Origin of the sequence: Leucobacter chinensis, assembly GCF_019049105.1 — a bacterium.
Classification (GTDB): Bacteria; Actinomycetota; Actinomycetes; order Actinomycetales; family Microbacteriaceae; genus Leucobacter_A; species Leucobacter_A chinensis.
In genome coordinates this window covers 311,910-335,074 of the sequence record NZ_JAHQZR010000002.1, presented here as the reverse complement: position 1 = coordinate 335,074, position 23,165 = coordinate 311,910, and the positions used below count along the sequence as shown (strand labels likewise).

At 59.2% G+C, this 23,165-nt stretch carries 23 protein-coding genes; 22 read left to right on the top strand and 1 reads right to left on the bottom strand.

All coding sequences use genetic code 11. The features are described from left to right. Positions 1–9: 9 nt before the first annotated feature. From KTJ78_RS13855 to KTJ78_RS03480, 16 genes are all read left to right on the top strand, one after another. Positions 10–1,221: a cell division protein FtsQ/DivIB gene (locus KTJ78_RS13855; RefSeq protein ID WP_217132627.1), complete on the top strand. Its 1,212-nt coding sequence runs from the start codon at positions 10–12 to the stop codon at positions 1,219–1,221. A gap of 157 nt (positions 1,222–1,378) precedes the next feature. Next, complete coding sequence (gene ftsZ / locus KTJ78_RS03550) at positions 1,379–2,545, top strand: cell division protein FtsZ (RefSeq protein WP_254259313.1); 1,167 nt, start codon at positions 1,379–1,381, stop codon at positions 2,543–2,545. Between the two features lie 41 nt (positions 2,546–2,586). Further along, the gene (locus tag KTJ78_RS03545) at positions 2,587–3,264 is read left to right on the top strand and encodes a YggS family pyridoxal phosphate-dependent enzyme (protein WP_369807957.1); all 678 of its coding nucleotides are present in this window, start codon (positions 2,587–2,589) and stop codon (positions 3,262–3,264) included. 44 nt (positions 3,265–3,308) lie between these two features. Further along, positions 3,309–3,800, top strand: a complete 492-nt coding sequence (locus tag KTJ78_RS03540; protein ID WP_217132623.1) for a cell division protein SepF — start codon at positions 3,309–3,311, stop codon at positions 3,798–3,800. Between the two features lie 3 nt (positions 3,801–3,803). Beyond that, a complete protein-coding gene (locus KTJ78_RS03535; RefSeq protein WP_217132621.1) occupies positions 3,804–4,091 on the top strand; it encodes a YggT family protein in 288 nt (95 codons plus the stop codon). A 102-nt stretch (positions 4,092–4,193) separates the two neighbouring features. Further along, on the top strand, positions 4,194–4,814 hold the full coding sequence (locus KTJ78_RS03530; protein WP_217132619.1) for a DivIVA domain-containing protein: 621 nt from the start codon (positions 4,194–4,196) through the stop codon (positions 4,812–4,814). Positions 4,815–4,853: 39 nt separating this feature from the next. Beyond that, on the top strand, positions 4,854–5,444 hold the full coding sequence (gene lspA / locus KTJ78_RS03525; protein ID WP_369807956.1) for a signal peptidase II: 591 nt from the start codon (positions 4,854–4,856) through the stop codon (positions 5,442–5,444). Further along, positions 5,441–6,364, top strand: a complete 924-nt coding sequence (locus tag KTJ78_RS03520) for an RluA family pseudouridine synthase (RefSeq protein WP_217132617.1) — start codon at positions 5,441–5,443, stop codon at positions 6,362–6,364. Before lspA ends, KTJ78_RS03520 begins: the two co-directional genes overlap by 4 nt. Before the next feature lie 106 nt (positions 6,365–6,470). After that, entirely contained in the window at positions 6,471–9,944 is a 3,474-nt protein-coding gene (gene dnaE / locus KTJ78_RS03515) for a DNA polymerase III subunit alpha (protein ID WP_254259354.1), read from the top strand. A 10-nt stretch (positions 9,945–9,954) separates the two neighbouring features. Further along, positions 9,955–10,782: an NAD(+) synthase gene (gene nadE, locus KTJ78_RS03510; protein ID WP_217132613.1), complete on the top strand. Its 828-nt coding sequence runs from the start codon at positions 9,955–9,957 to the stop codon at positions 10,780–10,782. Continuing rightward, entirely contained in the window at positions 10,779–11,312 is a 534-nt protein-coding gene (msrA, locus tag KTJ78_RS03505; RefSeq protein ID WP_217132611.1) for a peptide-methionine (S)-S-oxide reductase MsrA, read from the top strand. The genes nadE and msrA overlap by 4 nt, the downstream gene beginning before the upstream one ends. Before the next feature lie 18 nt (positions 11,313–11,330). After that, the gene (gene nrdI / locus KTJ78_RS03500; protein ID WP_217132609.1) at positions 11,331–11,786 is read left to right on the top strand and encodes a class Ib ribonucleoside-diphosphate reductase assembly flavoprotein NrdI; all 456 of its coding nucleotides are present in this window, start codon (positions 11,331–11,333) and stop codon (positions 11,784–11,786) included. 131 nt (positions 11,787–11,917) lie between these two features. Further along, complete coding sequence (gene ssb / locus KTJ78_RS03495; protein ID WP_217132607.1) at positions 11,918–12,478, top strand: single-stranded DNA-binding protein; 561 nt, start codon at positions 11,918–11,920, stop codon at positions 12,476–12,478. A 54-nt stretch (positions 12,479–12,532) separates the two neighbouring features. Next, positions 12,533–13,036: a DUF6993 domain-containing protein gene (locus KTJ78_RS03490; RefSeq protein ID WP_217132606.1), complete on the top strand. Its 504-nt coding sequence runs from the start codon at positions 12,533–12,535 to the stop codon at positions 13,034–13,036. A 194-nt stretch (positions 13,037–13,230) separates the two neighbouring features. Further along, complete coding sequence (gene ettA, locus KTJ78_RS03485) at positions 13,231–14,913, top strand: energy-dependent translational throttle protein EttA (RefSeq protein ID WP_217132604.1); 1,683 nt, start codon at positions 13,231–13,233, stop codon at positions 14,911–14,913. A gap of 9 nt (positions 14,914–14,922) precedes the next feature. Next, complete coding sequence (locus KTJ78_RS03480) at positions 14,923–15,387, top strand: acyl-CoA thioesterase (protein WP_217132602.1); 465 nt, start codon at positions 14,923–14,925, stop codon at positions 15,385–15,387. A gap of 67 nt (positions 15,388–15,454) precedes the next feature. On the opposite strand, the gene KTJ78_RS03475 is transcribed toward KTJ78_RS03480, so the two are convergent. Continuing rightward, positions 15,455–16,324 carry an acyl-CoA thioesterase gene (locus tag KTJ78_RS03475; RefSeq protein ID WP_217132600.1) on the bottom strand — a complete coding sequence of 290 codons (870 nt, stop codon included), beginning with the start codon at positions 16,322–16,324 and terminating at the stop codon, positions 15,455–15,457. A gap of 152 nt (positions 16,325–16,476) precedes the next feature. Here KTJ78_RS03475 and KTJ78_RS03470 point away from each other — a divergent pair, with 152 nt between their 5' ends. The 6 genes from KTJ78_RS03470 (at position 16,477) to KTJ78_RS03445 (ending at position 23,165) form a co-directional block, all read left to right on the top strand. Continuing rightward, on the top strand, positions 16,477–17,127 hold the full coding sequence (locus KTJ78_RS03470) for a DUF8185 domain-containing protein (RefSeq protein WP_217132598.1): 651 nt from the start codon (positions 16,477–16,479) through the stop codon (positions 17,125–17,127). A gap of 58 nt (positions 17,128–17,185) precedes the next feature. After that, positions 17,186–17,437: a DNA-directed RNA polymerase subunit omega gene (gene rpoZ, locus KTJ78_RS03465; RefSeq protein WP_217132596.1), complete on the top strand. Its 252-nt coding sequence runs from the start codon at positions 17,186–17,188 to the stop codon at positions 17,435–17,437. 121 nt (positions 17,438–17,558) lie between these two features. After that, positions 17,559–18,755, top strand: a complete 1,197-nt coding sequence (gene metK, locus KTJ78_RS03460) for a methionine adenosyltransferase (RefSeq protein WP_217132594.1) — start codon at positions 17,559–17,561, stop codon at positions 18,753–18,755. Between the two features lie 23 nt (positions 18,756–18,778). Then, positions 18,779–20,845, top strand: coding sequence for a primosomal protein N' family DNA-binding protein (locus KTJ78_RS03455; RefSeq protein WP_369807955.1), 2,067 nt, complete (start codon positions 18,779–18,781; stop codon positions 20,843–20,845). Then, the gene (locus tag KTJ78_RS03450; protein WP_217132591.1) at positions 20,842–21,756 is read left to right on the top strand and encodes a methionyl-tRNA formyltransferase; all 915 of its coding nucleotides are present in this window, start codon (positions 20,842–20,844) and stop codon (positions 21,754–21,756) included. Before KTJ78_RS03455 ends, KTJ78_RS03450 begins: the two co-directional genes overlap by 4 nt. Continuing rightward, complete coding sequence (locus tag KTJ78_RS03445; RefSeq protein ID WP_217132590.1) at positions 21,753–23,165, top strand: transcription antitermination factor NusB; 1,413 nt, start codon at positions 21,753–21,755, stop codon at positions 23,163–23,165. The genes KTJ78_RS03450 and KTJ78_RS03445 overlap by 4 nt, the downstream gene beginning before the upstream one ends.

The window sequence follows — 23,165 nt, the reverse complement described above, 5'->3', positions numbered from 1 at the left end:
GGGCGCCCTGTGAAACGGCCTAAGGGATTTCGGTATTCAGAAGGAACCCCGGGCGAGTGGCCACGGCCTCGTGATCACGAAGAACCGAGGGAAGCGGAGCCGGCGGGCGAGCCCGAGGCGCCGAGCATTGCCCCTGGAGATGCCGGTGTGGAGCACGACGAGACAACGGCTGAAACGGTGCAGCTTTTAAGTGCAACTTCGGTGCGTTTCGATCGGTTTGGTGAGCTGCCAAGTCTTGACGACGACCTCGACGCTGGAGCCTTTGACGCACGGTTGGGCGACAGTGAAGCTCACACTGATGCAAATGAGAGCGCATGGGCCGAAGATGAAGACGCCCAGCCAACGGTCTCGATCGTGCCCGCCGGAGGTTCGCGCCTCAGGGGCAAGGCAAGCTCTCAGCTCGAGGCTTTCACTGACCGTCGTGCTGCTGATGCCCAGTACCGTGAGGCAAAGAAAGAAGCTCGGGCCGCAGAACGTGGCCGGAAAAAACGCGAGCGTCACGAGCGCTTACGGTTCTCGCATCATCAGCGGTTAAGGAGACGGAGGCAACTCATCGCGTTGAGCGCAGTAAGCATTCTTGTGCTCTCTGTGCTCGTCGGGGTATTTACGCCGCTTATGTCAGTTCGGGTTATCGAGGTGCGTGGGGTAGATCGCGTGCCCGAGGCTGCAGTCATCGATGCGCTCGAAGGGGTGAAAGGTCGGCCGCTCGCGCTCGTGACCGATGATTCGGTGCATGAGAAGCTTGAGGGGCTCACGCTTTTGCAGAGCTTTGAAGTTGAGAAGATTCCGCCGCACACCCTTGCGGTTGTTGTTCAAGAGCGCGTGCCCGTTGTTGCCGTGCCACAGAACGAAGAAGTCATGCTCGTTGATGCATCTGGAGTTCGCATAGACGTGGTGCCACAGGCCGAACGGCCAGAGGGCATTCCTCTGGTGCGTGGCGTCGGAACCGACTTTAGCTCTGATGCGTTTACGGCCATGGCGACCGTATTGAGCGCGATGCCCGAGGTGACGCGAAACCGCATCACTGAGATCAGCGCAGAAACCCCGCAGCAGGTGCAGGTTACGCTGGGGTCTGGTGTGCCGGTCTTGTGGGGCGACTCGGCAAATAATGCGAGAAAATCTGCGGTTCTCGAAGCGATGCTCACGGCGCTCGGTGACGTGGCATTGCAAAGTATCGATGTTTCTTCGCCTGACGCACCCGTGTACATTCCTGCGGGGTAGCGTCGAATCTCAATGTTTCAGCAAAAAAGTTGTCTCATCGGTGTGTCGTGCTGAGCCTTCGGGCATCACGCCGTACCGTGAAGGCATAAAGGTATACGCAGCATATACTTTAACCCTCTAGTTGAGGTTTAAGGTTGCAGAAAGAGCGGAGACGAACTTGTCCACCCAGAACAACCTCGCCATTATCAAGGTCGTCGGCGTTGGCGGCGGCGGCGTCAATGCGGTGAACCGCATGATCGAACTCGGGCTTCGCGGCGTCGAGTTTATCGCGGTCAACACTGACGCTCAGGCCATGCTCATGAGCGAGGCCGACGTTAAGCTCGGCATCGGGCGAGTGCTTACCGGTGGGCTTGGAGCCGGGGCAGACCCCGAGGTGGGGCGGCGCTCTGCTGAAGATCACGCTGACGAGATCGAAGAGGCGCTCTCGGGCGCTGACATGGTCTTCGTGACCGCGGGTGAGGGAGGCGGTACCGGAACCGGTGCGGCTCCCGTTGTCGCTCGCATTGCTAAGTCGGTTGGGGCTCTCACCATTGGTGTTGTCACGCGCCCCTTCGGCTTCGAGGGTAAGCGTCGGTCGGCGCAGGCCGATGCAGGCGTTGAAGCTTTGCGTGAAGAGGTCGATACCCTCATCGTCGTTCCAAACGACCGACTGCTTGAAATTACCGACCCCGGTATCAGCATGATTGAGGCATTTGCCGCAGCTGACCAGGTGCTGCTCGCCGGTGTGCAGGGCATCACTGATCTCATCACGACCCCCGGTCTTATTAACCTTGACTTCGCCGACGTAAAATCGGTCATGCAGGGTGCCGGGTCGGCGCTCATGGGTATTGGCTCGGCGCGCGGTGCTGACCGCGCGATCAAGGCGGCTGAGCTCGCTGTTTCGTCACCGTTGCTTGAGGCTTCGGTTGAGGGTGCGCACGGTGTGCTGCTCTCGATTCAGGGCTCATCGAACCTTGCGCTGCACGAGATTCACGAAGCTTCATCACTCGTGCAAGAGGTCGTGCACCCCGAAGCAAACATTATCTTCGGTACGGTCATCGATGACACACTCGGCGATGAGGTGCGCGTGACCGTCATTGCGGCAGGCTTTGACGACAATAAAGCCGTGGCTGAGCCGCAAGTCGAGCGTGGCCGTCGAGGCATTCACGTTGATCCCTTCACCGCAGCGGCCGAGGCTGAAGAAGAAGTTGTTGCTTCAATTACGGGAGACTCGTCACGAGATGCGGCTGTTGAAGGGCTCCTCAGTGCCTCAACGCCGACCGAAGATGATGCTTTCGTGAGCGGCGATGACAGTGACCTCGACATTCCCGATTTCCTCAAATAGGCCAACGTATCTGAGCCCGAACGCGAAGAAAGGGTATTGCTGTGACTGAAGAAGCGCATGTTTACGCCGAGCGGATCGCCGAAATCGAGCAGCGCATTGAGCGGGCATGTCGCGAGAGTGACCGCTCGCGAGATGAGGTGACGCTCATCGTCGTGTCAAAGTTTCACCCTCAAGAGACGGTTCGCGCTCTGGCGAGCATTGGAGTCAAAGACTTCGGTGAGAATCGCCACCAGGAGGCCAGAGCAAAAGCCCGCGAGACTGAAGACCTCGACATTCGGTGGCACTTTGTCGGGCAGTTGCAGAGCAACAAGGCCCGTCAGGCTGCGCAGTATGCCTCGTCGATCCACTCGCTCGACCGTGAAGCAGTCATTGACGCCTTGGCGACAATCGAACAGCCCATTGATGGATTCTTGCAAATCAATATGACGGCAGACGAGGGACGCGGGGGCGTTGAGCCGGCTGACCTTGAGCGCATGACCGAGCACGTGCTCGGTGTCGAGACAATCACGCTGCGCGGTGTCATGGCGGTTGCGCCTCTCGATGAAGAGCCGGGGCGGGCATTTGAACGCTTGCGCGGCTACTCTGAACGGGTTCAAGCGCTTGCTCCCAGCGCCTCATCGATTTCTGCTGGCATGACCCACGACTTCGAAGAAGCCTTGCGATGGGGTGCGACACACCTGAGAATTGGCAGCGCAATCACCGGAAATAGAGCTTACTAACACTACGCTCGAAGTATCGAGACACGAAACGCAGGGAGAAATCCATGAGCAATCCACTCAAGAAGACGATGGTCTTTCTCGGCCTTGCCGAAGAAGAACTCGAAGAGATGCCCGTGGAGCAGCCCAAGAACCAGGCGCCAAAAGAAGAGAAGAGTGCGCCGGTCGCGCCTGTCGCCACTGAGGCGAAGGCCCCCGTCACGCCTCTGCGTCGCGTGACTCCAGTCACGAAGCCAGCAGCAGGGACGATGAACGAAATTTTGACCATGCACCCCACGCAGTACAGCGACGCCCAAACCGTCGCCGAGAACTTCCGTGCGGGCATCCCAGTCATCTTGAACCTCTCACGAATGAATGAGAACGACGCTAAGCGTCTCATCGACTTCTCGAGTGGTCTCGTGATGGGCCTCGGCGGCAAGATCGAGCGCGTCACAAGCAAGGTTTTCTTGCTGAGCCCCGAGCACATCGAAGTAAGCGGCCCGCAGGAGCAGGTGAGCCACGAGTCTGGCTCAGGTTCCTTCTTCGTAACCGCTCAGTAAGCCGTGTCGATTCTTTTCGGTATCAGCTTCGGTCTCCAGATCGCGCTGCTCATATACACCTACGTTTTGTGGGCGAGGCTCATTCTCGATTGGGTTGTTGTACTTAAGCGCGACTTTCGGCCAAAGGGCTTTTTTCTCATTCTCGTTGACGGCGTCTACCGTCTGACTGATCCACCCTTGAGGCTCGTGCGCAAGGTGATTCCACCCATCAGAATCGGCAACATCATGCTTGATATTGCGTGGATCGTCGTGATTGTTGCCTGCCGGATCATCATCGCAATCCTTCCGTAACCGAGTGCCGTTACCCGATCTGATTGCGCTGCTCTCTCATTTATTTGGTAGCGTATATGCAGAACGCTTGGCATGAAATCCCAACGAAAGAAGAAGTAGGACATGGCCCTTACCTCAGATGACATTCTGAACCAGAAGTTTGCCATCACGAAATTCCGTGACGGCTACGACATGGATCAGGTTGACGACTTCCTCGACAAGATTGGCGAAGACCTGCGCCAGGTTGAGGTCGAGCGTGACGAACTGCGTGCCAAGGTTGAAGAACTGACCGCACAGCTCGAAGAGCAGCGCGCTGCCGCTCAGGCACAGCCAGTCTCAGCCGTTCCTGCAGCGCCGCAGGCTGCCGCTGCTCCCGAGGTGCCTGCAGCAGCCACCGCAGAGGCTGTTGGCGCGACCAATCCCGATGCGATCAAGTCGAGCGCAATGCTGCAGCTCGCACTCGAACTGCACGACAAGTACGTCAACGAGGGTGAATCGACCCGCGACGAACTCATCTCAGTTGGCGAGAAGAAGGCACGCGAACTCGTTTCAGAAGCAGAGAAGCAGCGCTCAGACGTGCTCGATGACCTCAACGGCCGTCGCCTCGACTTGCAGAACCGCATCAACGACCTTCGCGACTTCGAGAGCGAATACCGCGGCACGTTGCGCTCATACATTGAGGCGCAGCTGCGCAACCTCGATGGTTCGCCAGAACCCGGCGATAAGCCGGGCAACCTGAACTAGTCGCGTATTTTGGAGCCCCTCGCGTCTCCGAACGACAACGTGGCAGCGAGCACGGTGGCACCACGCTACCGTGCTCGCTGGACCGTGTTTGCCGTTATCGTTGCGGCCTTGGTCATTACCACTGATCAGGTAACGAAACAGTGGGCACTGCACAACCTCACCGAGGGAACTCCGGTTCCGGTGTTCGGCGAGGCTCTGCAGTGGATGCTCATGTTTAACTCTGGAGCTGCATTCTCATTCTTGAGTAACGCGACCTGGCTCTTCACGATCGTTTCGAGTCTCGTTGTCGTCGTAATCGCCTTCTACCTACGTAAAGCGCAGTCGACTGTGTGGGCTGTGGTCGGAGGCCTCGTGCTCGGTGGTGCACTCGGGAATGTGCTCGACCGGTTCTTCAGGGAGCCCGGTTTTGCGCAGGGCCATGTGGTTGACTTCGTCTACACGCCATGGATGCTGCCAGCCATCTACAACGTCGCCGATATTGCGGTTGTCTCAGGCATGGGCCTCTTTCTTATTTGCATGCTCTTCGGTGTGGGGTTCGATGGCAAGCGCGAGCCCCATGAATCAAAGGCCGCAGATGCTGCAACCGACACTGCGCATGCCGACGGTGAGATGGGCCTTGAGCAGCGATGAGTGAGCTTCGCCATCTTCCCGTGCCCGATGGGCTCGTGGGGGAGCGTGCCGACGCTGCCCTCGCAAAGCTGCTCGGCTTTTCTCGGGTCTTTGCTCAGCAGGTGATTGCAGCCGGGCAAGCAACGCTCGACGGTGTGCAACTGCAAAAATCTGATCGTCTGCACGCTGGGGGCATGCTTGTGGTCGAGTGGACCCCAAAGGCTGAGCCGACGATTGAACCCGTCATAGTTCCCGAACTCTCGGTCATCCACGACGATGAGCACATCGTCGTTATCGACAAACCGGCCGGTGTCGCAGCACATCCATCGCTTGGTTGGAGTGGCCCAACGGTGCTTGGTGCGCTCGCGGGAGCGGGTTTTCGTATCTCGACCTCGGGCCAACCAGAGCGACAGGGCATCGTGCAGCGTCTCGATGTCGGAACGAGTGGGCTCATGGTCGTCGCGAAGAGTGAGCACGCCTACACGATGTTGAAGCGAGCCTTTCGTAATCGAGAGGTCGAAAAAACGTACCATGCGGTCGTTCAGGGGTACCCTGATCCGCTTTCTGGCACCATCGATGGCCCGATTGCACGCAACCCAAAGCATGAGTGGAAGTTCGCGGTCGTGCACGGCGGGAAACCCTCGATCACGCACTATGACACACTCGAGGTGTTTCGCGCTGCTTCGTTACTCGAGGTCGGTCTTGAGACCGGACGCACGCACCAAATTCGTGTGCACATGTCAGCACAGCGGCACCCGCTCGTGGGAGACCCGATGTATGGCAGTGACCCTGTGATCGCTGAACTCGTTGGGCTCGACCGCCAGTGGCTGCACGCGGTGAAAGTGGGGTTTGACCACCCTGCAACGGGCGAGTGGGTCGAGTACGAGAGCGGCTATCCCGACGACCTGCAACACGCCCTAGAGATCCTTCGCGCACAGTAGTCTCAGCGCAAACGTCAGTGGGGCGCGGTACCCTTGAGATGCGTGATTTGGAGGATGAGTGGCCGAAAAAAGTTTTGTACACCTGCACTCGCACAGTGAGTACTCGATGCTTGACGGGGCTGCCCGCGTTAAGCCCCTCATTGATGCGGTGGCCGAGCAGAACATGCCGGCGGTCGCGGTAACCGACCACGGTAATACCTTTGGCGCGTTCGATTTTTGGAAGACGGCAACCGACCGCGGTGTGAAACCGATCATCGGTATCGAGGCGTATGTGACGCCCGGCACGCACCGTTCAGAGCGCACCCGAGTGCGCTGGGGCGACGGGGCAGGCGACGACGTTTCGGGTGCCGGTGCCTACACCCACATGACCTTGCTCTCAGAGACCACTGAGGGTATGCACAACCTCTTCAGGCTTTCATCGCTTGCATCGATTGAGGGCTACTACTTTAAGCCGCGCATGGACCGGGAGCTGCTCCAGACTTACCACAAGGGTCTCATCGCCACGACCGGCTGCCCTTCTGGCGAGATCCACACGAGGCTGCGTCTCGGCCAGTATAAAGAGGCACTTGCTGCCGCTGCTGAGTTCCAAGACCTCTTTGGCAAAGAGAACTACTTCTGCGAGATTATGGATCACGGCCTTGAGATTGAGCGCAGGGTCAAGACTGACCTGCTCGCGATCGCGAAAGACCTCTCGATTCCCCTCGTCGCGACAAACGACCTGCACTACGTGCACTCAGCCGACGCCGAGTCGCACTCGGCGCTGCTGTGCGTGCAGTCGGGCTCGACAATGAACGACCCCAACCGGTTCCAGTTCAGCGGCAACGGCTACTACCTGAAGAGTGCGGCAGAGATGCGGCACCTCTTTCGTGAGCTACCGGAAGCGTGCGACAACACGCTACTCATCGCTGAGCGATGCGAGGTGGCCTTCAACACGAGCGCCAACTATATGCCGAAGTATCCCGTTCCCGATGGTGAGACCGAAGAGACCTGGTTCATCAAAGAGATCGAGAAGGGCCTGCACTACCGCTACCCTCAAGGCATCCCCGATGCCGTGCGTAAGCAGGCAGAGTACGAGACCGGCGTCATCGTGCAGATGGGCTTTCCCGGCTACTTCCTCGTCGTTGCCGACTTCATCAACTGGGCGAAAGACAACGGGATTCGCGTGGGCCCGGGGCGTGGTTCGGGAGCAGGCTCAATGGCCGCTTACGCAATGCGCATCACCGACCTTGATCCGCTTGAGCACGGGTTGATCTTCGAGCGGTTCTTGAACCCAGACCGTGTCTCGATGCCCGACTTCGACGTCGACTTCGATGATCGCCGCCGTGGCGAGGTTATTAAATATGTGACCGAGAAATACGGCGACGAGCGTGTAGCGCAGATCGTGACCTACGGCACGATTAAGTCGAAGCAGGCGTTGAAAGACGCCTCGCGCGTGCTGGGCTTTCCCTTCGGCATGGGTGAGAAGCTCACGAAAGCGATGCCCCCTGCGGTCATGGCCAAAGACATTCCGCTCGCTGGCATCACCGATTCGAAGCACCCCAGGTACAAAGAGGCCGCTGAATTTCGAACGGTTCTCGACGAAGACGCTGACGCCAAGCTCGTTTACGAGACCGCGCTCGGGCTCGAGGGTCTGAAGCGGCAGTGGGGCGTACACGCGGCAGGTGTGATCATGTCGAGCGATCCGCTCATCGACATCATTCCGATCATGAAGCGCGAGCAAGACGGGCAGATCGTCACACAGTTCGACTACCCGACCTGTGAAGGCCTCGGCCTCATCAAGATGGACTTTCTGGGGCTGCGCAACCTCACGATTATCTCTGATGCGCTCGAAAATATTCGCTTGAACCGTGGCGAAGATCTTGACCTCGAACACCTTGAACTTGATGACCGGGCTTCGTACGAGCTACTGGCAAAGGGCGACACGCTCGGGGTGTTCCAGCTTGATGGTGGGCCCATGCGTGGGCTGCTGCGCCTTATGAAGCCCGACAACTTTGAAGACATTTCGGCCGTTCTCGCGCTGTACCGTCCGGGCCCCATGGGCGCCGACTCCCACACGAACTACGCGCTGCGAAAGAATGGGCTGCAAGAGATCACCCCGATCCACCCAGAGCTTGAAGAGCCGCTCAAGGACATTCTCGACACGACCTACGGCCTCATCATCTACCAGGAGCAGGTGATGTCGATTGCCCAGCGGGTTGCGGGCTTCTCGCTCGGCCAGGCAGATATTTTGCGCCGTGCAATGGGCAAGAAGAAGAAAGAGGAGCTCGACAAGCAGTACGAGGGCTTCGCCGGGGGCATGAAAGATCGCGGCTTCTCAGAGGCAGCGATCAAGGCGCTCTGGGACATCCTGCTGCCCTTCTCTGACTACGCGTTTAACAAGGCACACTCAGCTGCCTACGGTGTGATTTCATACTGGACCGCCTATCTGAAAGCCCACTACCCGGGTGAGTATATGGCGGCGTTGCTCACGAGCGTTGGCGACTCGAAAGACAAGCTTGCTGTGTACCTCAACGAGTGCCGCCGCATGGGCATTCAGGTGCTTCCTCCCGACGTGAACGCATCATTCGCGAACTTCTCGGCGGTCGGCAACGATATTCGCTTCGGTTTGGGCGCTATTCGTAACGTTGGCGCAAACGTGGTTACCGGTATTCGTGAGGCGCGTGAAGCGAAAGGGTCGTTTGAGTCATTCCACGACTACCTCAAGAAAGTGCCGCAGCAAGCAATCTCAAAGCGCACCGTTGAAGCTCTCATTAAAGCCGGGGCTTTCGATGAGATGGGTGCGACAAGGCGAGCACTCTTGCAGATTCACGAGGGTGCCGTAGACCAGGCCTCGAAAGAGAAGAAAGACGCAGAGCACGGAAACCTCGGTTTCGACTTCGACTCCCTGTTCGCAGAAGAGGGCGACACCAGCAACATCGACTCGCGTATTCCCGATACTCCCGAGTGGTCAAAGCGTGACAAGCTTGCCTTCGAGCGCGAGATGCTGGGGCTGTACGTCTCAGACCATCCGCTGAAGGGCCTTGAACTCGTGCTCGCGAAGCAAGCCTCGACGACGGTGCTCGAGGTCGCCGAGAGTGAGGCCGACATTGACGGTGAAATCGTGACGCTCGCGGGCTTGCTGACCAGCGTGCAGCACCGCACTGCGAAGTCGGGCAACCTTTACGGCATGGTGACCCTCGAAGACTTTAGCGGTGAAATGCAAGTGCTGTTCATGGGCAAAACCTACCTTGAGTTTCAAGACGTGCTGCAGCCTGACGTCATCGTGTCGATTCGTGGGCGGCTGAACCAGCGCGACGACGGTGTGGCCATGCACGCGTACGGAGTGAAACCCGTTGACACGGGGCAGATTGACGACGGTGGTGAACTCACCATCTCCCTCACTGAGACACGTGCGACGCCGGCGGTGATGGAAGACCTCAAAGCAATGCTCGAGCGTCACCGCGGCCCTCACCCCGTCACGCTCCGGCTGCATACCGATACGTCGATTCGGCTCTTCGAACTACCGATGCAGGTCAAGATTGCGAGTGACCTGTTTGGCGAGCTGAAGGGGCTGCTCGGCCCGAACTGTTTGAGCGCATAGGAGAAACCGCATGACATCACGTGCAGACATTGCTGAAGCCCTCGGTGTGGCCACCGAGGTACAACCGCATGCTGAGATTCAGCGACGTGTCGACTTCCTCGTCGATTATGCGAACTCGATTCCCGGTAACCGAGGCTTTGTACTTGGAATTTCTGGGGGTCAAGACTCCACGCTCGCCGGAAAGCTGTGCCAGCTCGCGGTCGAACGTTTGCGAGAGAACGGGCGCGACGCGAAGTTCTACGCAGTGCGTCTGCCGTACGGCGTGCAGAGCGATGAAGATGACGCGCAGCGTGCCCTCTCGTTCATCGCTCCCGACGTCTCGTATGCGGTGCAGATCAAAGACGCTGTTGACGCGACGGTTGAGTCGGTTGCCTCGGCGACGGGTGAACCCGTGACCGACTTCAACAAGGGCAATATCAAAGCAAGACAGCGTATGGTCGTGCAATACGCGATCGCTGGCGACCGGAATCTTCTCGTCGTGGGCTCTGACCACGCGGCTGAGGCACTGACTGGTTATTTCACGAAGTTCGGTGACGGAGCAGCCGATGTGATGCCGCTTTCCGGGCTCACGAAAGAGCAGGGGAGACAACTCCTGAGAACATTGGGAGCCGACCCAACGCTTATTGAGAAGCCCCCGACAGCCGATTTGCTTGATGAACGGCCGGGAGACCTTGACGAAGACTCACTCGGGGTGAGCTATGAAGCCATTGACGCGTTTTTGACCGGCGAGCCCGTTGACTCAGACGATGAGGGGCGATTAAGCGCGCTCTTCTCCCGTTCTCAGCACAAGCGTGAACTACCCGTAACTCCGAGAGATGATTGGTGGAGAACACTATGACGAAAACAACTGAAACCTTCGTGCTTGCTGGCGGCTGCTTCTGGTGCCTCGACGCGGCTTACCGCGTGCTTCGCGGGGTGACCTCGGTTGACTCGGTGTACACGGGAGGAACGACCGAGAACCCGACCTACGAAGCGGTATGTGCGGGTCACGGGGGCCACGCAGAAGCCGTGCGCGTTTCGTTTGACCCTGAGGTCTTGCCACCCGAAGTCGTGCTCGATGCATTCTTTACGATGCACGACCCGACTCAACTCAATCGACAGGGTGCCGATATTGGCCTCCAATACCGGAGTGAAATGTTTTACGACGGTGAAGCGCAGAAAGAACTGTTCGAGGCCGCGCGTGAGCGTGCAAGGCAGTGGTATCCAGACGAAGTTGTGACCCGCCTTTCGCCCCTTGGTGCCGTGTGGCAAGCCGAAGAGCATCACCAGGATTTCTTCGCGAACAACCCTGAGCAGGCGTATTGCCTCGCTGTGGCGGTGCCCAAAGTGCAGAAGGTTCGCGCGAGTTTTCGTAGCTACATTCTCTAGTGAAGGTGAGTCAGCAACATGATTACGTACTTCTCGTCTTCGAGCGGGTACACGCATCGTTTTGTCAATAAGCTAGGGCTGCCCTCGGTGCGCATCCCCCTTCGGCCTCGCGTTGAAGGCATGATCGAGATTACTGAGCCCTGCGTGCTCATCATTCCTACCTACGGTGCCGGGCCGCATTCAAAGGCTGTGCCGAAGCAGGTCGTGCAGTTCTTGAACCTCGAACAGAACCGTCAATTCATTTGGGGCGTTATTGGGGCTGGCAACACGAACTTTGGCGAGGCCTACGGTATCGCTGGAGACATTGTGTCGAACAAGCTCCAGGTGCCCCTCTTGTATCGCTTCGAGATTTTTGGCACGCCAGAAGACGTCGAACGAGTGCGCACGGGAGTTCCCGAGTTTCTTGCAAGGCGCGCTAAAGAGCTTGGCGTTCCCGCGCCCGCTGGTGTTGAAGCGGCGCTCGCCTCGCAGTAGCCTCGTTCTTCGTTCACAGGAACGGTCTCGCCGTGCTTACGCAAAGGCCCCGTGCATAACTGTTGCACGGGGCCTTTGCCTAGCAACACTGGTGGTGCGGGAGATCCCGCGCTCAAGAAAGCGAGAACCCTATGTCTACTAGCGTCAGCGTCGTTGGAACCGTAGCGACTGCACCTAAAACCGTCACCCTTCCCTCAGGGGCAGAACTCTGTACTTTCCGTCTCGCCGATGGTGAGCGTCGCTACGACGCTGAGAAGAAAGAATGGATCGACGGCCACACCAACTGGTTTACCGTCAATGCCTTTCGTGCGCTTGCAACACACGCCGGCGAGTCCCTCAGTAAAGGAGACCGGGTGATTGTTTCTGGTCGATTGCGCGTCAAACAGTGGGAGAAAGACGAGCGCAGCGGCACCTCTGTTGAAATTGATGCCGATGCTCTCGGGCCGGAGCTGCGGTGGGGTACGAGTGTGTTCACGAAGCGAACGCATGCGAAGCAGGGAGGCGCAGCAGCTACTGCGTCTCAGGCAAACGCCGTCCAGGGCGATGACAGCGGCGCTGAGCTCGCGGTAGGCGAGGAAGCCGGGTTTGCCCCTGAGTCTGACGCTGGGGGAGCCGCCACCGATGAAAGCTCCTCAGGTCCTGGCTGGTTTGTTCCTGAAACGAGTGATGATCCTTTTGACGAGACATCGTGAGCTGTCAGGCGTATTCCGACAGTTGTTTTCAGCCAGTGACAATATGATGACCACGTGCTGAAAAAACATCTGCAAAACCGCAAGTCCGGGCTCCGGTCGGCTGCGACCGTTGCGTCTGCCGCTGTCATTGCCGTCTCGCTCGCGGGTTGCTCACTGCTTGATGGGCCGACACCCGAACGTCCCGACCGTCCGGTCGTCGTAGCCCCCGATGAAGAAGCGACGTATGTTGAGGGCGGCTCTGCAGAAGATAACCTGCCGGTCTTCCTGAAAACGCTCAGTGACGCGTCTAAGCAAGAAGGCGCCTTTGAGTCACGGGCACTTGCTCAGCGCTTTATCGACGTCGGCTTTGCCGTTGAGAGCATGCAGGTGTCGCAGGATCGTACCAAGACCGACCTTGAGACCGAGAGCATGTTTGTGAGCGCTCGGTTTGGCGAGCAGTGTCTCGTCGGTCAGATTGTTACGGCCGACCGCACCATCGAGGCTGAAATTATGCCCACGGTTGGCCCCGACAACGATCTGTGCCTGATCGGAAAAACAGAGCCGCTGACCGACGAGTGATCGTGGGGGCTCTTGCCCTCCCCGATCCGCTCAAGCATTGTTCTGGCGAACCTTGGAGGCAGGGTGCGAGGTGCCGGGCGAACGGTGCTGAAAAGCCGTGACCTCTTCATAGGCGCGGTGAGGTACCCTAGACAGGTACTGACAAAGACCACGTATTTCAAGGAGATAGGGCGCTTCGTGTGCCCACAATTCATATGGCTGAATACATTTACCAGATGGTTCGCGCGAGAAAAGCGCACGGCGACAAAGTTATTCTTGATGACGTAACGATGGCCTTCCTGCCCGGGGCAAAGATTGGTGTCGTCGGCCCGAACGGTGCTGGAAAATCGACGATCCTCAAGATCATGGCAGGCCTTGATACTCCCTCGAATGGCGAGGCCATTCTCACTCCCGGCTACTCGGTCGGTATTCTCATGCAGGAGCCAGAGCTCGACGAAGAGAAAACTGTTCTCGAGAACGTGCAAATGGGTGTTGCCGAGATCAAGGGCAAGGTTGACCGTTTTAACGAGATTTCTGCAGAGATGGCAAACCCAGACGCCGATTACGACGTGCTGCTGCCAGAGATGGGAGAACTGCAGGAAGCAATCGATGCGGTTGACGCTTGGGACCTTGACTCGCAGCTCGACCAGGCCATGAATGCGCTGCGTTGCCCTCCCTCAGACGCTCAGGTGAAGCACCTGTCGGGTGGTGAGAAGCGACGCGTAGCGCTGTGTAAGCTGTTGCTTGAAAAGCCCGACCTGCTCCTCCTTGATGAGCCCACGAACCACCTTGACGCAGAGAGTGTGCTCTGGCTGGAGCAGCACCTTTCGAAGTACCCCGGTGCCGTTATGGCCGTGACGCACGATAGGTACTTCCTCGACCACGTCGCAACCTGGATCTGCGAGGTTGACCGCGGTCGCCTCTATCCGTACGAGGGCAACTACTCGACCTACCTTGAAAAGAAGGCCGAGCGCCTCGAAGTTCAGGGTCGTAAAGACGAGAAGATGCAGAAACGACTCAAAGAAGAGCTTGAGTGGGTTCGCTCGAACTCGAAGGGCCGCCAGGCGAAGTCGAAAGCACGTCTCGCACGGTACGAAGAGATGGCTGCCGAGGCTGAGCGCACTCGCAAACTTGACTTCGAAGAGATCCAGATTCCAGCGGGGCCCCGACTCGGTAACCTCGTGTTGGAAGCCAAGAACCTCAACAAGGGATTCGACGGGCGAACACTCATCGACGGTCTTTCGTTCACGCTTCCGCGCAACGGCATCGTCGGTATTATCGGCCCGAACGGTGTTGGCAAGACGACGCTCTTCAAGACGATCGTTGGCCTCGAGCCTCTCGATGGCGGCGAGCTGCGCATCGGTGAGACAGTGAAGCTGAGCTACGTTGATCAGTACCGCGGCGGCATTGACCCCGATAAGACGGTTTGGGAAGTCGTTTCAGACGGCCTCGACTACATGCAGGTTGGCAACACCGAGATTCCTTCTCGCGCCTATGTCTCAACGTTCGGCTTCAAAGGGCCCGATCAGCAGAAACCAGCCGGTGTGCTTTCAGGTGGTGAGCGAAACCGTTTGAACCTCGCCCTGACGTTGAAGCAGGGCGGCAACGTGCTGCTGCTCGATGAGCCGACGAACGACCTCGATGTCGAAACACTGTCGAGCCTCGAAAACGCGCTGCTCGAGTTTCCCGGTTGCGCCGTGGTGATCACGCACGATCGCTGGTTCCTCGACCGCATCGCAACGCATATTCTGGCGTATGAGGGCACCGAAGAGAACCCGGCGAACTGGCACTGGTTTGAGGGCAACTTTGAGGCCTACGAGGCAAACAAGATTGATCGCCTCGGCCCAGAAGCAGCCAAGCCTTCAAGTGTTACCTACCGCAAACTCACGCGCGACTAGGGCTCGTTCATGGCGAGAATTCACGTTGAATTGCAGCAGCGTTGGTCTGATATGGATGCGTATCAGCACGTCAACAACGTTGCCTACGCGAGGTATTTCGAAGAAGCTCGAATCAAGCTCTTCTTCATGGGGAACACCCGTGAAGATACCGGCCTCGAGAAGCTCTTTCGCGACGATAGCCCCGACGGTATGAAAATGGTGGTTGCGAGTCAGACGATCGATTTTCTTGAGCCGATCGTGTATTCGTCAGAGCCGTTGACGGTGGAGCTGTGGCTCGGCCGTTTGGGTGGCGCGAGCCTTGATATTTATGGCGAGCTCTTTACTCACGGCCCCGAAAAGCGTGTTGCGGCGAGGTGCGTCACGACCGCGGTTGTGGTCGACGGAACCACGATGCGCCCGAAACGGCTGAGCGAAGAAGCCCGTGCAGCGGCTTCGAAGTGGACCGACGAGCCACTGAAGCTCGGGCGACGCTAGGCACAGCAAAAGGGGCTGGGCATCAGGGGAAACACCTGCCGCCCAGCCCCTTTCCTGTATTGAAGGCTCACTCTTCGGGCAACCGCACCGCGGTTTCCTGCGAAACGCTCGCGACGAGCTCGCCGTTTGTATTGAAGAAACGCCCATGCGAGAGACCGCGGCCTGACTGTGCTGTTGGAGAGGTGATCTCGTAAAGCAACCACTCGTCAACTTTGAAGGGGCGGTGAAACCACATCGCGTGGTCGAGACTCGCGCCCTTCATGCCGGGTGTTGCCCAGGGAACACCGTGTTTGCGCATGACCGGCTCCATGAGAAGGTAGTCGCTCGCGAAGGCCAACGCGGCACACTGAAAACTGTGGGGGCCTGGCATATCGTTGCGTGAGCGAAGCCAAACGTGTTGTGTTGACCTGTTTTCAGGGACGTTGAGCACGATGTCTCCCTCGACGTGCCGAAAATCGAAGGGGCGATTGAGAATCCAGCTCGCTTGCCGGTCAAGCGTAAGGTGACCATAGCGATCCCAAATGCTCGGAATGCTCTCTGGCTCGGGAAACTGGTTGATGTCGATGCTGTCTTGGTGCTCGACGCCTGCACTCTCGTCTTGAAATGACGAGATCATCGACATGAGTACCTCGCCGTTTTGGTAGGCCTGAGTGCGCCGGGTCGAATACGTGCGCCCATCGTGCAGACGAGCAACCTCAAAGGTCATGCGTTTCTCGCTGTCGCCCGGCCTCACGAAATAGCCGTGCATCGAGTGAATCTTGCGCCCCTCTGGCAGTGTCTCGCTGGCGGCTGCGATTGCCTGGCCGAGCACCTGCCCTCCAAATGCGCGGCCGTGGGGCGTGGGGAGGGCGGGACCGGTGAAGACGTCGTATCGGGTGCGTGCGTCTAGGTCGATGACCGCGAGCATGTCGCCGAGGTCGGGAACTCCAGCAAGCATCTTGCCTCCTTCAGTGCTGACAATGGCACTATTCTATGCGTTCTCGCCGATGCTCGCGTTTGCGAGGCATAAGCGGCGAGCCGCGTCTCGAACAGTATGAATGTGTCAGCGTTTATGGGCTTTCCTCAAGCAGCCCGGGGTAGCGTGTGCGTGTGAACGAAGTTTTTCTAGAAGACGAACACGCGGTGAGTGACCTCGTGCAACTCATGCAGCGTCTCGATCGTGTTGGCGGATCAGAGGTGCGTCTGAGAGCAGAGAACGGATCTCTCGCCTTATTCGGAAGCACCCAGGCGCCCGCCCACTTGGGCGATGCGACGCAGTTGGTGCTTGTGCACCGTGCGGTTGGCCTCGGGGCCCCGCTCGCTGAAGCAGTTGACACGGTGGTTGAGACCCGTGCGGTGCTTGATCGGCTTGCTCGCATTGATGAGGCTCCATGGGTTCTGCCGATTCCTCCGGTAAATCTTGCTGTTGCCTGGGCGGGTATGCTTCCTCCACGTTCTGGGTGGCAGCAAGAAGCAACGCTCGAGGCTGCTCCTCTGCATGACATCGCCATTCAGGGGGCTGACCGCGTTGCCCAGATGCTGCCAGAGAACCCGGGTCAGCTGCTCGTCGATAAAGCGAGGGCGGCAGTCTGGTCGTTGGAAGTTGCGCCGGGTATTCCTGCAGCGGCTGCACTCGCTCTTGACTCGATGGGGTTTTTGCGCGACCAGAAAATCGTGCTCGTTTCGAGAAGCCGCACGTGGCTGCGTCTCACTACCGAATACGGTGACGTATTTGTGCGCGATCAGCTTGGAATGCTGTGAGGCTTTCAGGCTGCAGTGTCAGTCAGGTAAGATAGAGAGTTGGAACAAGGAGAACACTATGTCGAACGGTATTATCGAACCCCCCATCGACGAGCTGCTCAAGCACGTTGACTCAAAGTACGCACTCGTGACGTTTGCCGCGCAGCGTGCACGCCAGATCAATAGCTACTACACCGATCTGCACGACGGAAACCTCTTCGACAACGTGGGCCCTCTCGTTGACTCGTCGGTTGATGACAAGCCTCTCTCGATTGCTCTTCACGAGATCGTCGAGGGCAAGCTGCAGATGACGCAGATCGACGAGGAGTAACCTCGCTTAAACACTGACCCCAGAGTTCAGCCTCGAGTGTCAGTGGCGCCAGCTATCTTTGTGAGAGAGCTGGCGTTCTTTTATTTCTTAGTAACGCACGAACCTTCAGACGGAGCACACCATGGCACTGCGACTTTTTACCTCAGAATCGGTCACCGAGGGGCATCCCGACAAAATCTGTGACCGCATCTCAGATTCGATCCTCGATGCGATGCTGCGCGATGACCCTGCATCTCGCGTCGCGGTTGAAACACTTGCAACAACGGGCCTCGTGCACGTTGCCGGTGAAGCTCGCACGCAGAGCTACGTTGCCGTCGCAGACGTCGTGCGCGAGGTGTTGAACGAGATTGGGTTCGTCTCAAGCGAGATGGGCTTTGACGGTAACTCGTGCGGTGTTTCAGTGTCTATTGGACAGCAGTCGCCTGACATTGCTGCCGGGGTTGATACCTCACTCGAAGCACGCGAAAACCGAGGGGCTGACGAACTTGACCAGCTTGGGGCGGGCGATCAGGGCATCATGTTCGGCTACGCCTGTGATGAGACCACCGAGCTGCAGCCGCTTCCAAGCTGGCTCTCACATCGCCTTGCTGAGCAGCTCACCGCGGTGCGCAAGAACGGTACGCTCGCGTACCTTCGCCCCGACGGCAAGACACAGGTCACCGTGGGTTACGAAGGCGAGACTCCGGTGTCGGTTGAAACGGTTGTTGTTTCAACGCAGCATGCTCCAGGCGTGACCCAGGAACAGATTCACGAAGACATCGAGCGGGAGGTCATTCGCCCGGTTCTTCAGTCGGTTCCTCAGCTCACTTCAGACGGTGCGCAGTTGCTCATTAACCCTGCGGGACCTTTCGTCGTTGGCGGGCCGATGGGCGACGCCGGTTTGACCGGCCGCAAAATTATTATTGACACCTATGGTGGTGCCGCCCGCCACGGGGGTGGAGCCTTCAGCGGTAAAGACCCCTCAAAGGTCGACCGTTCAGGTGCCTACGCGATGCGCTGGGTCGCCAAGCACTGTGTTCGCGCGGGCCTTGCTCGCCGCATTGAGGTGCAGGTCGCCTACGCGATCGGTCGGGCAGAGCCGGTTGGCATTTACGTCGAGGCATTCGGTACTGAGACCGTTCCGCTTGAGACGATTGAGCGAGCTATTCGCGAGGTCTTTGACCTGCGACCGGCTGCCATTATTCGTGATCTCGACCTCTTGCGGCCAATCTATGCGTTGACCTCTGCTTACGGCCACTTCGGTCGTGAGCTGCCAGAATTTACATGGGAGCACACGCCTCGGGTCGACGAGCTGCGTCTTGCAGCAGGGCTCGAATAGGGGCGAGCGCGGTGGAGCTTCAGGTGCATACCCCAGCAATACCGAGGGTTGCGCGTGTGCTCCTGGACTCTGGGCTCCCGCAGCTCGATCATCTTTTTGACTATGAGGTGCCCGAGCCACTGAGGCAAGAGATACGGGTGGGGCAGCGCGTTAAGGTGCCTCTTCGGTCGCGGCAGCGTGACAGCCTTGGCTTCGTCATCGAACTCGTCGATGAATCAGCGTTCCAGGGCGAGCTTGCGCAACTCTCGCAGATTGTCTCGCCAGTGCCCATGCTCACGCCGGAGGTGTGGCATTTGGTGAGGGCTGTTGCCGACAGAGCTGGCGGTAGTGCAGCAGACCTTATTCGTCTCGGGGTGCCAAACCGGCACGTTCGAGCCGAAAAAGCGTACTTTGCCTCGAAAGAGGGCGAGTGTTCGTGCGAAAGTGAGAGTGGGCAGCACCGAGAAGGAGCTATCTCGGCTTTGGCGAACGAAGGCGACGGGGGCTTAGCGGCAGAACCCTTACGCATCGCCAACACCGAGGCGGTGAGCGCGGCCGAACAGCTGTGTGGTGGAGCACGTCTCGCTCTTACTGTCTCTGGCGCGCCCGTGCGGCTCGAAACCGGAGAGTGGGTGAGCGCATGGGCTTATCACTTTGCCTCAACCGCGCTCGCAACGGTCGCCTCTGGACGAAGTGCCATCGTCGCAGTGCCCGATTACCGTGACCTTGATCAACTCGATGACACGCTCAAAGCGCTTGGAGCGCAAGAGGTTATTCGGCTCGACGCCCGCCGCCCGGCTGCTGAGCGATACACGAGCTTTCTCAACGCGCTTGAGGCGCGCCCGAGGTTGCTCATCGGTAACCGTTCTGCGCTCTACGCTCCAGCCCATGAGCTGGGGGCGATGCTGCTCTGGAACGACGGCGATCCGCTCTTTGAAGAACCGCTTGCTCCTTACGTGCACGTGAGAGATGCTGCGCTCGTTCGAGCGCAGCAGAGCGGGGCAGGGCTACTGCTTGGGGCGCATGTTATGAGCGCAGAGGCGCAGCGCTTCGTTGACATGGGCTACTTCGCTGAGGGAGCCACGGGGGCACGGCGGCAAAAGATCATGCACTCGGGCTCGCTCACCGCAGACGAGCGGGTGATTGGTCGCATACCGGAGTTCGCAACGAAGAAGCTTCGCGAGGGGCTGCTCGAGGGCCCGGTGCTCGTGCAGGTTGCGGCTCCTGGCTACGCGCCGGTCATGGTGTGTGGCGAGTGCCACGATATGGCGCGGTGCTCACACTGTCGCGGCCCGCTTGGGCAGTCGGCTGGCGGTACCGTTTCGTGTCGCTGGTGCGGTTCGAGCGCTCGCGGGCTCTCTTGCGAAACCTGCCGTGGCACTCGATTTGAGATACGTGGCGCCGGCTCTGAGCGCACTGCAGAGCAGTTTGCGCAAATGTTTCCCGAGACAATGATTGTCGTGAGCGACGGGAACCATCAGCGAAGCCGAGTCGACGCTCGGCCACAGGTCGTGGTGGCCACGCGAGGCGCTGAGCCCATCGCCGCAGGAGGCTACCGCGCAGTCGTGTTGCTCGATGTCGACCGAATCGTGAGCGCCCCTTCGCTGAAAGCGGGCGAAGACGCGCTGCGCTGGTGGCACGGGGCAGCCTCGCTCGCGAAAGAAGGGGCTCCAATCGTGATTACCGGCGGTGCAGGGCCCATGGTGCGCGCATTCGTGACCGGACGTGAACATGAGTGGCTGCGCAGTGAGCTCCAGGATCGCAAGCAGCTACGTTTTCCGCCGATGGTTCGCATTGCAACCGTGACGGGTGCTCGCGAGCTGGTGCAAGAAGCACTTGACGCGGTATCGGGGGTTCAGAACCTCGACGTGCTAGGGCCAACACCGGCACCAGACTCAACCGTACGAGCCATCGTGCGTTTCGGGTACTCGCAGGGGGCTGAGGTCGCCGCGAAGCTTCGCGCGGTTCTCGTCTCGCAAGCCGCATCTTCGGCAGCGAAAGCATATGCGGCACGCAAAAAAGGCGCAAAACGTGGGGCTCCAGCAGGTGCCCTGCGACTACGATTTGACGACGCACAGGCGTTTGACGAACAAGGAGACGAACTCGAATGAGGGTAGTGTTTGCAGGAACGCCTGAGGTTGCGACCTCGGCTCTCAATCAACTCGTGGCCTCACGCCATGAAGTTGTAGGGGTGATCACGAGAGAAGATGCCCCTCTTGGAAGAAAGCGGGTGCTTACCCCGTCACCCGTGGCGACGCTCGCCGACGAGCACGGAATTCCCGTGGTTAAAGCGAACCGGCTCACCGAAGAGGTCACCGAGTGGGTTCGTGAACGTAACGCTGATCTGGGCGTTGTGGTTGCCTACGGCGGCCTCCTGAAGTCAGCGTTGCTTGAAACGCCACGCCTCGGGTGGGTGAACCTTCACTTCTCATCGTTACCACGCTGGCGCGGTGCGGCGCCCGTGCAACGCGCGCTCATGAACGGTGAGCAGGAGCTTGGGCTGAGCGTGTTCCGACTCGTTGAAGCACTTGACGCTGGCGATATTGTTGCTAACGCGACGGTGAGATTCGAACCTGGCACCACGGCAGGCGCTGCGCTTGAAGCACTCGCCGTCGAGGGTGGTCCGCTCATTCTGCAGGCGCTCGAAACGCTTGAAACAAATCCTGAGGCGGGCACGGCGCAGGCAGGAGAAGTGAACTATGCGCACAAGCTTGAGCGCGGTGATGGCAAACTTGATCCAACCGAATCCGTGGAGTCCTTCATGGCCCACTGGGCAGGCGTGACCCCCGAGCCAGGAGCCTTCGTGCTTGCTGACGGTGAACCGGTGAAGCTTCACGAAATCCGAGCGGGAGAGACCGAAGCGCCCCTCGTTGCCGGTACCGCACGCATCGTCGGTAAGCGGGCCTTGCTCGGTACAGCCTCTGGCCCGGTAGAACTCGTCCGTGTGCAGCCAGCAGGCAAGGGTGCAATGGACGGGGCCGCGTGGCTGCGGGGTCGCGGCGGCGAGCAGGTGATCTCATGAGCGGGGCACGCCAAAGCAAGAAACCCCACTGCTCGCCGGCACGTTTTGTTGCTTACGAGGTGCTGAGAGACGTTGCCGATCGTGACGCCTACGCCAACCTCGCGCTGCAAGCCCGTATTCGTGAGGCGCGGCTGAACGACCAAGACGCGGCCTTCGCGACCGAGCTCACCTCGGGAACGCTGCGCTTTGCAGGGAAGTACGATGCCATCATCGAACTCGCTACGGGCAGGAAGATCTCGGCGATCGACCCGGCGGTACACACGGTGTTGCAACTCGGCGTGCACCAACTCGTCACGCTGGAAACCCCAAAACACGCCGCGATTCACGAACAGGTTGAACTCGCGAAGGGAGTCGCAGGAATGCGCACCTCGGGCTTCGTCAACGGGGTGCTTCGCACGGTTTCTCGCACGAGTCCCGAAGACTGGGAAGCGCGTATTGTCGAGGGCATCGGCAATGACCGAGACCGGCTCGCGACGCTGTATTCGCACCCAAGGTGGATCGTCGACGCCCTCGCTGATGCGCTTGACGCTGAAGATCGTGGCAGCGAACTCGAAGCGACGCTCATCGCCAATAACGAGCCGCCGAGAGTGCAGCTCGCGATTCTCGAGGGCGAGATGACCCCTGAGCTTGCAGGTGAAACACTCACCGCTACCGGTGTTTCACCGCTTGCGTATGAGCTCAGCTCAGGCAACCCAGCTCAGGTTATTGCAGCGCTCACTGGTGCCGGCGTTACCGCCAAGGTGCAAGACCAGGGGTCGCAGCTCGCAGCTCTTACCCTCACCGAAGCGGCACCAGTGCGCGATGGCGAAGCATGGCTTGATCTCTGCGCTGGGCCCGGCGGCAAAACCGCGGTACTTGCGGCTACCGCAAGACAGCACGGGGCGACCGTTCGCGCGAACGAGGTGACCCCACACCGTGCCGAGCTCGTGCGTTCGTCGGTGAAAGACTTTACCGACGTCGTGACCGTCGTTTCGCACGATGGGCGCTCCGAGGAGGCTTACGGTGCAACGCAGTACGATCGCATTCTCGTTGATGCACCGTGCAGCGGGCTGGGGGCGTTACGCCGCAGGCCAGAGGCACGGTGGCGTAAGAAACCGGCTGACGTCGAACCGCTGCACACCCTCCAGCGCGAACTCTTGTCGGCTGCCACCGCACACCTGGCGCCCGGTGGATTCCTGGCATATGTGACTTGCTCACCGCACCTGCACGAAACACGAGACGTTATTGAGCAGCACCTGCGCGAACACGAAGAGCTCGAACTCTGCGAGAGCACGGTTCGAGTGAACGGTGCGGGCGACCACGCGGCTACCGTGCAACTGTGGCCGCACCGTGATAACGCCGACGCAATGTTTATTGCCCTCATGCGTAAGAAAGACGCGCGCGGGGCAGAGCTCACCGAGAAGCCTTAG

Coding starts and splice junctions, on each gene's coding strand:
- nadE (WP_217132613.1), top strand. CDS start 9,955: ATGACATCACGTGCAGACATTGCTGAAGCCCTCGGTGTGGCCACCGAG.
- ssb (WP_217132607.1), top strand. CDS start 11,918: ATGTCTACTAGCGTCAGCGTCGTTGGAACCGTAGCGACTGCACCTAAA.
- KTJ78_RS03480 (WP_217132602.1), top strand. CDS start 14,923: ATGGCGAGAATTCACGTTGAATTGCAGCAGCGTTGGTCTGATATGGAT.
- KTJ78_RS03475 (WP_217132600.1), bottom strand. CDS start 16,324: ATGCTTGCTGGAGTTCCCGACCTCGGCGACATGCTCGCGGTCATCGAC.
- rpoZ (WP_217132596.1), top strand. CDS start 17,186: ATGTCGAACGGTATTATCGAACCCCCCATCGACGAGCTGCTCAAGCAC.
- metK (WP_217132594.1), top strand. CDS start 17,559: ATGGCACTGCGACTTTTTACCTCAGAATCGGTCACCGAGGGGCATCCC.
- KTJ78_RS03450 (WP_217132591.1), top strand. CDS start 20,842: ATGAGGGTAGTGTTTGCAGGAACGCCTGAGGTTGCGACCTCGGCTCTC.
- ettA (WP_217132604.1), top strand. CDS start 13,231: ATGGCTGAATACATTTACCAGATGGTTCGCGCGAGAAAAGCGCACGGC.
- KTJ78_RS03520 (WP_217132617.1), top strand. CDS start 5,441: ATGAGTGAGCTTCGCCATCTTCCCGTGCCCGATGGGCTCGTGGGGGAG.
- KTJ78_RS03530 (WP_217132619.1), top strand. CDS start 4,194: ATGGCCCTTACCTCAGATGACATTCTGAACCAGAAGTTTGCCATCACG.
- KTJ78_RS03540 (WP_217132623.1), top strand. CDS start 3,309: ATGAGCAATCCACTCAAGAAGACGATGGTCTTTCTCGGCCTTGCCGAA.
- KTJ78_RS03445 (WP_217132590.1), top strand. CDS start 21,753: ATGAGCGGGGCACGCCAAAGCAAGAAACCCCACTGCTCGCCGGCACGT.
- msrA (WP_217132611.1), top strand. CDS start 10,779: ATGACGAAAACAACTGAAACCTTCGTGCTTGCTGGCGGCTGCTTCTGG.
- nrdI (WP_217132609.1), top strand. CDS start 11,331: ATGATTACGTACTTCTCGTCTTCGAGCGGGTACACGCATCGTTTTGTC.
- dnaE (WP_254259354.1), top strand. CDS start 6,471: ATGCTTGACGGGGCTGCCCGCGTTAAGCCCCTCATTGATGCGGTGGCC.